The organism is Vibrio sp. V30_P3S12P165 (genome assembly GCF_009904905.1).
In the GTDB taxonomy this organism is placed as follows: Bacteria; Pseudomonadota; Gammaproteobacteria; order Enterobacterales; family Vibrionaceae; genus Vibrio; species Vibrio fujianensis.
Genome location: NZ_WXWH01000007.1, coordinates 1 through 12,358, shown reverse-complemented (window position 1 = coordinate 12,358; position 12,358 = coordinate 1). Strand labels below are relative to the sequence as shown.

The following is a 12,358-nucleotide window of genomic DNA, read 5'->3' as shown; positions in this document are numbered from 1 at the left end:
TTAAAAATGTGAACCAAGATCAATAACTGTGATAACCAGTGGTAAATAAACCTAAATTATTGTCATATAACACTAAGCTTAGATTTGTACTTGAGTCCGCTCACCATGCCTGTCGGCACCTAGCAAATTTGGCCTCTTTATCAGCGAGATATTGGCAAGGACAACCATTTGGATAAGCATCAACACATTCTTGAACTTGAGCTTGAACAATTAAAAAGCCGTCTAGAATCTGACCCTCAACAAGTGATATCCGCTGCGGAGCAATGCTTAGCACAAGCCAAGCAACTGAATTTTTCTGATGGTATTTTGCAATCTCATATTCTGATCTCGCGCGGTGCTTGGTGCAAAATGGATTATCGATTTGGCCTTAAGACCATTAAGCAAGCTCTTCAGTATCAACATAGTCTTGAGAGTGATGAATATCTACCCGAGATCCTACATATCCATGCACTCCATTTTTGGGGACAAGCAAAGTACTACACCGCTCAACAATATTGGATTAATGCACTAGAACAGGCCTCTTTAACCGATGAGATCGAAATCATCATCGAAAGTTTAATTGGCTTAGGAAATATCTGGCGAATAACCAATGAATATTCGCTTGCTTGCTGTACACATGAATTGGCGGTCAGTGTTGCCAACAAAACTCGAATTCATTGGCTGGAAGGTAAAGCCCGTATTTTATGGGCCTGGGATCTCTATTTACTCGAGCAATATTTAGAGATGCTTTCTGTGTTAGATGGGGCCGAAGAAGCTTTACGCGATCACACCGATAATACATGGCAAGCCGAAGTTTGGGACTTCCGAGGCTTGGCGCTGCTCGGGTTAGAGCGATTAGAAGATGCAGAGCAAGCGACAAAACGGGCTCATGAGCTGGCCAAAAAACATAATCTAGTATGGATGAAAGCGCACTCTTATATCAGCCGAGCACGGCTTGAGCTACTGCGTAAAAATCATCACAAAGCCACTGAGTTATTACTCTGTGCAGAACAATCAGCACAAACGTTTGATAATGGCGAATTGTTATCACAAATTTGTTTGCAGCAATCGCGGGTTGCTGAACAACAAGGCGATCACCAAAAAGCCCTGATTGCGTTTAAAAAATATCGCCGTTTTTCCCTATCAATGTTACGAGAGCAAACTTTTCGCCTCGGGCTCGATCGCGCCCACATTTCCAAGCGTCAACTCGAACAACGTGCTCACAAACTGATTCGACGCGTCCGTAACCACTATGAATATAATCCTGAAAAACAGCTCTCGCATGTTGTAGCAGAAAACGATTGGTGGGAACAATTAATGATGTTTAAAGCGGAACTACAACATTGCCAACATTCTGTCATGCTGATCCACCATGACGAGCCACATTATCTCGATATTTGTACCGAACTTATTCATACCATTTGCACACAGCACGACTTACTTTCACGTTTAAGTCCGACCCAACTCGGTTTACTGCTAGCAGAAACTGGGCAAAGTGCCGAACAACTCAAAGCAACCGTCGCTAACATGATTCAAATTTACCCATGGCAGCGTAAAGGATTGAGCGATTCTCTGCCCGTCATCACACTGCAAACTATTTTAAGTTTCCCTTTTACTTTAGAGCAGCTGGAACACGTTCAACAACAGGATAATCATCATGGAAGCGCTACTGAATAAAATCCAGAAAGCAGGGTTGGATGTCACGTCAGTGAATGGCGAAGAAGCGGTGATTTTTTGGCATCATGTTGAAAAAAATATTGCCAGTAGTCCCGAGGAACAAGCACTGTGTCTCACTCTCAGTGCAGAATATTACACAGAAATAAAACACATCGCCAACAGCATCCAAGAGCTACGTAGCGCACTCGCTTTGTTATCAACCAGCCAAAATATTGAGCTCATTCTGCATATAAAACGAAGTCTGAGCGATAGATTAGTCGAATATGGGGAGTATACCGCTGCACTAAACGAATACGTCTCTAGCTCAAGTTTAGCGGTTGAGCATGGCTATATTGATGATTATGCTCAAGCCGTGCTAGGGATGGGTAATTTATGTGATGCGTATGGGGATCACAAACGTGCTTTGCGCTATTACCAAAAAGTCGATGCACTCGACCGTGCATTAAGTAGCCGTTCACTGCGTTTACGCTATAAACTCTGTATGCTGGCTTGCCACTTGCAGTTAAACCAATACTCCGCAGCACAAACGCTGCTCAGCGAATGTGAAACCTTAAGCGCTCTCGCCACTAACAAAACGTTAATTGGGCAAATATCACTCTATCAGGCCAAATTATATCGTCAGAAAAATCAACTTGAAAAAGCGATTCATACACTAACTAATGTACAGTATATCAAGGGGAATATTCACTCAATCTGGCTATTCAATATGGTACGAATTGAACAAGCTTACTGTTTGCTGGAGCTAAATAAAATCCATATTGCAAATATGTTACTGAGCGCAGCGGAAAGGCGAATCCCTTTATTAAAAAATGTCTCAATTCTAGAACAAAGTCTTTATGCTGCATTCAGTGATGTCTGTGCTCGCCAAGGTAATTACGCTCTTGCACTCCACTATGAAAAAAAAGGATTTAAGATCGAATCGACCCTGATCAAATCGATTCCGATCGGTGATCTAGGAGCGACTCAATTACGACGGCTTGCTCGTTTCGAACCTCAGCTCAAACTGATTGTCTCTGAACAAGAGAATCGAGAACTCAAAGAAGCCACTGAACATCAAAAGAATACGGTCGCCCAACTGCAACAAGATGTATTAACCGACCCATTAACTCAATTGCATAACCGACGCTGGCTAGAGATCAAACTGAAAGAACTTATTCACCATGCTACGCCTTTTGCTTTCCTTGTGGTCGACATTGATCACTTTAAAGCGATTAATGATGATCTCGGCCATTTAGTCGGAGATAAAGCCATTGTCCAAGTGTCAACAACATTAACCGACTATTTCCAGCACTATCCCGCTTCTTGTATCCGTTTTGGTGGAGAAGAATTTTTGATCATTTTAGAAGGTGAAACCTTAAAGCAGTCAGCTTTACACGCTGATGCCTTCCGTCAACGGATTGCCGATGTTGATTGGCAACCGATATTAGGGGATCGAAGGCTAACGGTCAGTGTCGGTATCACGGTGCATCGTCCTGGAGAAAATACCCAACGAACCTTCTACCGAGCAGATAAAGCCCTGTACCGTGCAAAAGCTAATGGTCGAAATCAAATTTGTACAGAGTAGACCAACTCTCATTACCAGCATTCAGCTGATGTTTATCCCCAAACAACTTGGCGTTGCAAGTAGGCATCAAGTGAGTGACAAATTTGTCTGGAACAAATTTGAACAGCTGTAGGCTGGCCTTTGGTGAGAGCACGGATGGCTCTCATCATCCATGAGCATAGACAGGCGATGTAATTGGGGTGAACAAACGTAGCCAACACCTCTGCAGATTGAAGTAGGAAAGTTATATAAATTCGCACGAATAAAAAAATAGCCAATCGCAATAGGTCGATTGGCTTATATTATGTGTGAACAAATTTCTATTCACTAACAACGTCAGTTGGCTAGGTGACCCTCGGCTTTAGTAAGGGTCAACAAACATAAAGCACTTAACGTGCCAATTTATAAAAAATAAGAAAAAATAAATACTTTTAGCACTTATCGCTTATATCAACATTAAAATCATCAACAATTAGTAGAAAAAAACACAAATTACACTAATAACGCGCTATTACTCTTTTTTATTTTTATCCTAATAAAGGCACAACGCGAATCCATCCTGTAATTCACCTCAGATGCCAGTGAGTAAATTGCAAAATAAAATTGCAAAATGCAAAAAAAACACTGAAAATCCAAACAACCGCAGTCACAGATAAGACAAGGGCTCACAATAATCTGTACAACACTTTCAAAACCATGTCTGCTATACTGCGCGACTTGTTATTTAACATGATGTTAGGTGTACAATGAATTATATAAGTACCTTTTTCAAAGGAATCGCCATGGGAGCAGCTGATGTTGTTCCGGGCGTATCTGGTGGGACAATTGCTTTTATTACAGGTATTTATGACACCTTACTGGAAAGTATCCGACGCATTAACCCAAGCCTTATCCTCTATTGGAAACAACGAGGTATTCAAGCAACTTTCCAGCATATTAATGGGGGTTTTTTACTCGCATTATTTGGTGGGATATTCACAAGCATCATAAGTTTAGCTAAGTTTATTTCTTGGCTATTAGCCACGCATCCGATTCCAACTTGGGCATTTTTCTTTGGTCTAATTCTCATTTCTGTGTGGCATATGTTACAACAAGTTCACCAGCGTTGCTTATCCCGCTGGTGCGCTATTGGTATTGGTGTGCTGCTAGCTTATACGATTACCGTCCTTAAACCTATCGATATGGAGATCACTCATCTCAATATACTTATCGCTGGCAGTATCGCCATTTGTGCCATGATCTTACCGGGAATTTCGGGCAGCTTTATTTTACTACTCCTTGGTATGTACACCCCAATACTGAATGCGATTAAAACATTACAAATTGATATCTTGAGCGTATTCCTTGTCGGATGTGTTATTGGACTGACGAGCTTTTCTCATCTATTGTCTTGGCTACTAAAGCACTACCGCGATGTAACGCTCACCTTTCTAACCGGACTCATGCTTGGAACCTTACCTAAAATTTGGCCTTGGAAACAAACCCTCAGTTGGAGAATCAACTCCCACGGCGAGCAAGTGCCACTCATTCAACAAAATTTATCACCATTTGACTATGAATCCCTTACCGCTCAGTCAGCTCATTTAAGCCTTGCTATACTCGCTATGCTTGGTGCAATGATTCTTGTCCTTGGGCTAGAAAAATTTGCCTCTCGCACTCGCTAAAGACTGGACATTGCATTTCTCTCGCCGCTATCAGCACCGAGGCGGCGAGAGAAAACCACTCAGAGTTTGACTCGTGACACACTTCTTTCTTATTCACCGCTTACGCCTATTTCCACTATGTTAACATTCTGTATTTATTGTTATGGATACCAGTACGATGTCAATGGTGATCAAGCTACTCTGTGCTGTCCTTGCTCTGCTTGCCGGATTTTACGCCAGCGATCTAATGCAGCATTTTTCATCGGAGGCCAAACAACAAAATCAGCACTATTGCCCTGTTACCAGTAAACCTTGTCAGCAGCAAGGCGTAACGATGAGATTAACGCAAGATACGGTACAGCCACTTATAAGCACGACACTGATGGTCGATTGGCCAACGTCTCAAACTCAGCAATTAACGCTCACTTTACAAGGGCTAGAAATGGAGATGGGGACGGTCAAGTTTCTACTCACCAGAAGCACCGGACACTCGTTTAGCGGCCAATTAATGCTCCCCGTCTGTACCATGCAAAATATGACCTGGATAGGCACATTAACCGATGGGGAAACTACGGTTTATCTTTCAGTAAGGATGGAAAAATGAGTAAAAATTGGTCGCTTTTTTGCGTGGTCATTTTCGCTTTTGGTTTTGGCCTAAAAAACTACTGGGACACACAAGCCTCTCAGCAAAAAACCATACCAGAGGCCGCTTCAACTGCTGATACTCAACATCCGCTCATGGCAGATTTATTTGACCCCCGTGATTCGCGGATTCGTATTGTGTATTTTGGTTTTACGCGTTGCCCGGACGTCTGCCCGACGTCACTAGCTATGCTAGGAGCAGCACTCAACCAGCTCAGCGAGTCCGCTCTGCAACAATTGCGCCCTATTTTTATCTCATTGGATCCTCAAAGAGACACACCACAAGCAACGGAAATTTACGCGGCGTATTTTCACCCGCAAATAGAAGGTCTCGCTCTTCCTTTCGCTCAGACTCAGCGTTTGACTGATCGATATGGCGTCATCGTGCAAAAAACCGATCTGCCAAATTCTGAATTAAACTACACCCTTGATCATAGCTCCTACTTTTATTTTCTAAAGCCTGACGGCACGTTACTCACTCAAGTTCCTCATACCAATACCCCCACCCCGATTATCACAGCCATTGAAGCACTTATAACTCAAAAAGGACGGTCACAATGAAATATCGCTTGTTGATTTTAATTGCCAGTTTATGCACCGCTCATACTTATGCGCATGATAGTTCTTATACACATGATAATTCTTATACAGATACTAGCGCTTATGCAGATCGTTTGATGATGAAAGAACCTTACGCGCGCGCTACCCCACCGAATGCTGCGACCAGCGCCGTTTTTGGCACATTAATCAATCACAGCAAAACTGACCGTTATATTGTCGCAGCTTCGAGTCCTTCGGCAGGAAAAATTGAGTTACACGACATGATCAAAGACGGTGATGTGATGAAAATGCGCCAAGTTGATAAATTAACAATACCTGCACAAGGGGTTTTATCATTAAAGCCAGGCAGCTTTCATATTATGTTATTTGACCTTCAGCATCCGTTTATTGCCGGTGAGCAGATCACGCTTCAATTAACCACGCAAGACGGTCAATCGTTTTCATTTGTCGCTCCGATAAAAACGGTGATGAGCAGTATGCAGCAACATCATTAACTGATCAGAAGAGGGCAGCGATAAATACCCGCTATACCCAAACAACTTAGCGTTGCAGGTAGGCGGCAAGTGAGTGACAAATTTGTTTGAAACCAATTTGAACAGCCGTAGGCTGGCCTTTGATGAGAGCCACGGATGGCTCTCATCATCCCCATGAGCATAGACAGGCTATGTGATTGGGGTGAAAAAACGTAGCCAACAACCATTAAAGATTGGCCCTCTCGAAAAAACCACAATCCATTAACATTGATTTGAGCTGTATTTCACTCTTCTTCGTAATTTTTATGCTTGTTATCAATAAAACCTAGACACATTGTTTGGCAACGTTAATATTGGCTGCCTCGTTCACTCGATATTACTGAGCACAGCTCGTAATCACAGCATGACAGAGCGATCCAAGAAACACGATGGTGCAGGGGATTCTATGCCAGATGGCTAACATTTCTTGGAAAAAATAAAATAAATTCATTTTCATTACAGGGATAACTATGCAAAGCAACTCTATTTTTGCCCGTTTTGCTCGTGGGAATCTAGTACTACAAATTTTAACTGGGATCCTATCTGGTGCAATACTAGCAACCTTAGCGAGTTTTTCACCAGAGCAAATTCAAACTGCCTTGGTGAATTTCTCACCTAAGTATGCACCAAAATTACAATTCCTCGGCCATTTGTTCGAATTCACACCAGAACACGCACAAAAAGTAGGATTACTGGGTAATTTATTCGTCGGCGCGCTAAAAGCAGTCGCACCGATTCTAGTTTTTATTTTGGTTGCCGCCTCGATTGCGAATCAAAAGAAAAACCAACACACCTACATGCGCCCAATTGTCATTCTTTACCTTTTTGGTACATTTGCTGCTGCACTGACTGCCGTTGTACTCAGCTTTATGTTTCCAACCACTTTAACTCTGGTTTCAGGCATAGAAGGTTCAACACCACCGCAAGGAATTACTGAAGTTCTGCAAACATTGCTGTATAAATTGGTCGATAATCCGGTCAATGCGCTACTGTCGGCGAACTACATTGGTATCCTTGCTTGGGCTATCGGTTTAGGACTAGCACTTCACCACGCCTCGGCAACCACGAAGTCAGTATTTGAAGATCTTAGCCATGGTGTATCGCAAATTGTTCGCTTTATTATTCGCTTAGCGCCGTTTGGTATTTTTGGCTTAGTGACATCGACGTTAGCCACCACAGGTTTTAATGCCTTAGCCGGTTATGCTCAGCTACTTGCTGTATTACTCAGTGCAATGTTCTTTATTGCCTTAATCGTAAACCCATTAATCGTCGCCCAAAAAATCAAGCGCAACCCTTACCCACTGGTTTGGCAATGCTTACGAGAAAGTGGGGTGACAGCGTTTTTCACCCGGTCAAGTGCGGCTAATATTCCGGTCAACATGGCTCTATGTGAAAAACTAAAACTGGATAAAGACACCTATTCGGTTTCTATTCCGTTGGGTGCCGCTATTAACATGGGTGGCGCTGCAATTACCATTACCGTATTAACGCTCGCCGCCGTGCATACGGTGGGAATTCAAATCGACCTATTGACCGCCTTGTTACTCAGTGTTGTCGCGGCAATATCCGCCTGTGGTGCATCGGGTGTCGCTGGTGGCTCACTATTATTGATTCCTCTTGCTTGTAGCCTATTTGGTATCTCTAACGATGTCGCGATGCAAGTTGTCGCGGTTGGCTTTATCATCGGCGTCATTCAAGACTCAGCAGAAACGGCGCTGAATAGTTCAACCGATGTTGTGTTTACCGCCGCAGTTTGCCAAGCAAAACAAAACCAACCATAATCAATATATTACTTATTCAAACAAAAAACGGCCCGATCCAATCGAGCCGTTTTTCTTCTCTCTTACCTAACCATCATGGTTACTGATGTTTATCCATTGCGGCTTGAGAAAAGTCTAATGGTTTAGGGCTGGATTTTTCTTGGCTCTCTTCAGGTTGCCCCTCTTGCTCATCCACCAAGTCATGACCGTCGAGAACCGACTCAAAAGGCTCAAGAATATCGTCATCTTCAAGCACTTCTCCTTTATTCGGCACAGGGACACTTCGTTTATACAACTTATTCAGTGCCCGAATAATCGAATGTTTATTCACGGTCGAGGCGCTAATTTTTTTCTGCAACGGTTTGGCTAAAGACTGCAATCCAACGACTGAATCGACCCCAATTTTACCACCAATATGATCGCGTAGCCCTTTGGCTGGCTGATAACCAAAAAAAGCAGACAGAAATAGCCAAATATAAGCAATCGCATTGCCGCTTGTTCCACGTTCAATCCACGCTTCACCCGCGTGAAACATGGCTTCTGCATGGCCTTTTTCTGCGGCGCGTTCTAGCCAATAACAGCCTTTACCGTGATCGGCAGCAACACCGACGCCTTGTAGATAATTCAAGCCTAATTTCATCATGCCTTCAAGGCTGTTCAACTTGGCCGCTTTAGTAAACCAAAATGTTGAATCACGAGGGGCTGGCGCAATATTATCTTTCGAGACACACCATTCACCCATGAAGATAATCGACTCAATGTGCTTCGCTTCCGCCGCCTCTTGAATTAAAGTAAGACCTTTTGCCACATCGATTTCAATCCCTCGGCCATAAATGAGAGCAAGCCCTGTCTCAAACTTCGCATTAAGATCCCCTTCAATGGCTCGGATAAATTGCCACCAAAACTTAGCCTTTCCTCTTAGGATCATGTCATCACGCGCTTTTTCACAAATGCGCACGACACCATACATGCCATTAATATTGTCTAACTGCGCCGCTTTCTCATACCAAAACAGCGCTTCTTTTAAATTGGTTCGCTCGGCTTCTTTGGCTAAATATAAGATAGTCGGTACATGGCCGGATTCAGCTTTAAACAAACGCTCTTTTCGTTCTTGCTCACGCATTCGATCGAGTGCTTTGCGATAGGCCTCTTCCCGAGCTTTTCTCTCTTCTTCTAAACGCTTTTTACGGATCGATAATGAAATCATCCAAACAAAAATTAGAATTAGAGAAAGCCCAGCCGCACCAATTGCCATACCAATGGTATTCATATCATCTCTTTTTATTGACGGTTCCATCTCTATTCAATCGTTTCTTTTGATCTAGCAAAGTTCCACCTAACGACAATGACACGAGCAAAGTCGTCGAATTACTGTCATGAATAGAGTTTTATTCCTTATTTCACTCCCTGTAAGCTTACTGTATATCGGCCTATTCCCCAATCGATTCTCCTTTTTCCTCGTCAAGAATTTGTTGTAGGTTCAATAAGAAAAAAGAGCGTCGCATCCAGCTGATCATTTGGGCTACATGACATACCCAGAGATAACAATCTTCAAAGTAAAAATATCGACTTTAGGAGAAACCAATACGGCAACCTCAGCGTCAACAAACAGAGGTTGCCATATCGAGTTAGTTTGTCGCTTGAACCTGTAAAAAACGAGCCTGTAAGGGCTCCATCACAATCGTATAATTACCGTGGCTAGGGGCAATGCTTGTACCGTCAACAAGTAAGTCAATAAGCTCAACCGAGGAACCAAGCTCTGCAACAGAAAAAGAAAACTGCTTGGTTTCTTGAGAGGTATTTAATAAAAATAACACTCGATCGTCACCTGATTGTTTGAGATCCGCATAACGGGTTTCATCGGCAAGTAAATGAGTTCTAGAACCTTGATAAAGGGCGGGATGCCTAGCTCGTAGTGCCAGTAATGATGCAACGTAGTCTTTTAAATCCATTTGGTTTGCATCAAGCGTTGCATTGACGCCGTCAATTTTTGCACTGCTGCGAGCGACATGATCGTCACAGACACCACGTATTACGCACGTTTGGTTATCTTCTTTCGCAGCAAAATTATCCACTTGATCGCCAATTTCTTCACCATAATAGAGTGTAATTGGCCCGGTATAAGCGGCTTGGAAAGCAAAGGCGGCTTTGTGGCGCAGCCAATAATCCACATCATTGGGTTGAGCAAGTCCACCGCGTTGCAATAAATCCCCAAAGCGCACTAAATCATGGTTCCCAAGCATTAGGTTAGGCTGAGCGTGTGCGGGGTATTGGTCGTGTGTCGTAAATCCATTATTTAGCCATTGCGCCCCCTTTCCACCGACACCACTTTCATTGACCGCGAGCGTTTCGACGATTCGATAACGCATCGGGAAGTCAAACGCAGAGCATAGCGCTGGGGTTTGTGCTTCGCCATAAGCTTGACGAGCAATGTCAGATTCACCTTTCCAGACTTCGGCCACCATATACCCCAATGGATTGACGGCAACGCCATCGGCATTAATATAAGTAACGCGTTGAGAAGCCTGTTCAACCGCTTGACGAATTTGAACCCAATCTGCCAGCGGGACTTGATAAGCCTGATCAAGCCGCCAACCATCAATACGAAGCTGTTCGATCCAATAAGTTGCCACTTCTTTATAAAACGCCAAACTTGCTGGGTAATCAACCGGGTTATTTCCCCCCGCAGGCAGTAAACCAGAAGGTGAAGGTTTAATTAAGCCTTGTTTATGATGGCCAAAGACCCCATCAAAGAAAACGTATAACCCTCTTTTATGCGCTTCATCCACTAAGGTTTTCGCGGTGGCCAAATCCCCAAAACGGGGATCTATTTTAAAATAATCGGTCGCAAAATAGCCGGTTGCATCTAGGCGATCAGCCCAATGATCTTGTCCTGCTATCGGCTGAGATTCAAATATCGGAGTCAACCAAATCGCATTCACGCCTAATGCTTGAATATAATCCAACGCATCAATAATGCCTTGTAAATCCCCGTTATGGTCGCTCGTCCCATACCCTGTCCCATGGCCAATACTGGGATCACCATCGACAAAGCTTTCGACCATGATTTGATAAGTCATTAATGTATTAGTTTTTTCTGCGACTTGGGTCGAGCACGCATAATGTTTTAAATCACCACTTGTATCTGGATTTTCTTGATCATCAGACCAAGAACAACCAATTAATATCAAGCTAATCGCTGATATTAAACTTAATCGTTTATATAATTTATTTTTCATTGGAATAATCGAATAGAGCTAAAATACAGCAAGCGATGAAAATAGCCTTACTGTATTTTAGTGAGTTGAAATAAAGCTATACCCAAACAACTTGGCGTTGCAGGTCGACGGCAAGTGAGTGACAAATTTGTCTGGAACAAATTTGAATAACCGTAGGCTGGCCTTTGTTGAGAGCCACGGATGGCGCTCATCATCCCCATGAGCATAGACAGGCGATGTGGTTAGGGTGAACAAACGTAGCCAAGCCACTGCAGATTCAAGTAGAAAGGGTATAATTATTTACAAGGGTTAACCATGACGTTAAGTGGTTTACCTTTTTCATCAAATTGTAGACTCCAAACATATTTACCGGCTTGCTTAATGTCTACCATGGTATCGGTACCATATCCACCGAATGTTAATTCTGTTAACTCACCGACATTAAGTCGTCGGCCTTTGGCGGTAAATTGTGGTGACCAAAGTTCGGTCGCATACTGCATTTTATAACCACCTTCTTTTTCAACCGTCACGGCTTGATAAAAGTTATTTCCCTTATAATGATATTGTCGAGCTGATACATGTTTCCATTCAGCATCAGGGAAACTGCCAACCACATACAGCGGCTGTTTGATAGGGCCTGAGGCAAGGCTATCTGGATTATCACAACGGGACATAAAGTCTATCGTCTCTTGTGGCGATAAATTGGTTACTGTTTCTTCTACAACACTAGACTCGGATGTTGATTGACATCCCATTAAACCAATCATAACCGCAATAAACAATGAGGATTTTTGTAGTTTCATATTAATTCCTTTTATTATAA

General features: G+C 43.0%; 10 protein-coding genes. 7 read left to right on the top strand and 3 right to left on the bottom strand.

All coding sequences use genetic code 11. The features are described from left to right. Positions 1–168: 168 nt before the first annotated feature. From CAG57_RS01965 to sstT, 7 genes are all read left to right on the top strand, one after another. Entirely contained in the window at positions 169–1,656 is a 1,488-nt protein-coding gene (locus CAG57_RS01965) for a hypothetical protein (protein WP_161427366.1), read from the top strand. After that, a complete protein-coding gene (locus CAG57_RS01960; protein WP_161430544.1) occupies positions 1,637–3,220 on the top strand; it encodes a GGDEF domain-containing protein in 1,584 nt (527 codons plus the stop codon). Before CAG57_RS01965 ends, CAG57_RS01960 begins: the two co-directional genes overlap by 20 nt. 725 nt (positions 3,221–3,945) lie before the next feature. Next, positions 3,946–4,863: a DUF368 domain-containing protein gene (locus tag CAG57_RS01955; RefSeq protein WP_161428072.1), complete on the top strand. Its 918-nt coding sequence runs from the start codon at positions 3,946–3,948 to the stop codon at positions 4,861–4,863. A 157-nt stretch (positions 4,864–5,020) separates the two neighbouring features. Next, positions 5,021–5,446 (top strand): hypothetical protein, encoded by a 426-nt coding sequence (locus CAG57_RS01950; RefSeq protein WP_161428073.1) that lies wholly within the window; start codon positions 5,021–5,023, stop codon positions 5,444–5,446. Beyond that, entirely contained in the window at positions 5,443–6,045 is a 603-nt protein-coding gene (locus CAG57_RS01945; RefSeq protein ID WP_161428074.1) for an SCO family protein, read from the top strand. Before CAG57_RS01950 ends, CAG57_RS01945 begins: the two co-directional genes overlap by 4 nt. Continuing rightward, complete coding sequence (locus CAG57_RS01940; RefSeq protein ID WP_161428075.1) at positions 6,042–6,539, top strand: copper chaperone PCu(A)C; 498 nt, start codon at positions 6,042–6,044, stop codon at positions 6,537–6,539. Before CAG57_RS01945 ends, CAG57_RS01940 begins: the two co-directional genes overlap by 4 nt. Positions 6,540–7,027: 488 nt before the next feature. Next, the gene (gene sstT, locus CAG57_RS01935; RefSeq protein ID WP_161428076.1) at positions 7,028–8,338 is read left to right on the top strand and encodes a serine/threonine transporter SstT; all 1,311 of its coding nucleotides are present in this window, start codon (positions 7,028–7,030) and stop codon (positions 8,336–8,338) included. A 79-nt stretch (positions 8,339–8,417) separates the two neighbouring features. Here the strand turns inward: sstT and CAG57_RS01930 are convergent, their stop codons facing one another. The 3 genes from CAG57_RS01930 to CAG57_RS01920 all read right to left on the bottom strand — a co-directional run bounded on the left by CAG57_RS01930 (position 8,418) and on the right by CAG57_RS01920 (position 12,338). Next, entirely contained in the window at positions 8,418–9,587 is a 1,170-nt protein-coding gene (locus CAG57_RS01930) for a tetratricopeptide repeat protein (RefSeq protein ID WP_099610940.1), read from the bottom strand. Between the two features lie 358 nt (positions 9,588–9,945). After that, positions 9,946–11,556 carry an alpha-amylase family glycosyl hydrolase gene (locus tag CAG57_RS01925; protein WP_161434074.1) on the bottom strand — a complete coding sequence of 537 codons (1,611 nt, stop codon included), beginning with the start codon at positions 11,554–11,556 and terminating at the stop codon, positions 9,946–9,948. Positions 11,557–11,831: 275 nt separating this feature from the next. Beyond that, positions 11,832–12,338, bottom strand: coding sequence for a glycosidase (locus CAG57_RS01920; RefSeq protein WP_161430698.1), 507 nt, complete (start codon positions 12,336–12,338; stop codon positions 11,832–11,834). Positions 12,339–12,358 lie beyond the last annotated feature (20 nt).

What these genes read in the sequence shown, in the direction of transcription:
- CAG57_RS01960 (WP_161430544.1), top strand. Translation starts at nt 1,637, where the DNA reads ATGGAAGCGCTACTGAATAAAATCCAGAAAGCAGGGTTGGATGTCACG.
- CAG57_RS01955 (WP_161428072.1), top strand. Translation starts at nt 3,946, where the DNA reads ATGAATTATATAAGTACCTTTTTCAAAGGAATCGCCATGGGAGCAGCT.
- CAG57_RS01950 (WP_161428073.1), top strand. Translation starts at nt 5,021, where the DNA reads ATGTCAATGGTGATCAAGCTACTCTGTGCTGTCCTTGCTCTGCTTGCC.
- CAG57_RS01945 (WP_161428074.1), top strand. Translation starts at nt 5,443, where the DNA reads ATGAGTAAAAATTGGTCGCTTTTTTGCGTGGTCATTTTCGCTTTTGGT.
- CAG57_RS01940 (WP_161428075.1), top strand. Translation starts at nt 6,042, where the DNA reads ATGAAATATCGCTTGTTGATTTTAATTGCCAGTTTATGCACCGCTCAT.
- sstT (WP_161428076.1), top strand. Translation starts at nt 7,028, where the DNA reads ATGCAAAGCAACTCTATTTTTGCCCGTTTTGCTCGTGGGAATCTAGTA.
- CAG57_RS01930 (WP_099610940.1), bottom strand. Translation starts at nt 9,587, where the DNA reads ATGAATACCATTGGTATGGCAATTGGTGCGGCTGGGCTTTCTCTAATT.
- CAG57_RS01925 (WP_161434074.1), bottom strand. Translation starts at nt 11,556, where the DNA reads ATGAAAAATAAATTATATAAACGATTAAGTTTAATATCAGCGATTAGC.
- CAG57_RS01920 (WP_161430698.1), bottom strand. Translation starts at nt 12,338, where the DNA reads ATGAAACTACAAAAATCCTCATTGTTTATTGCGGTTATGATTGGTTTA.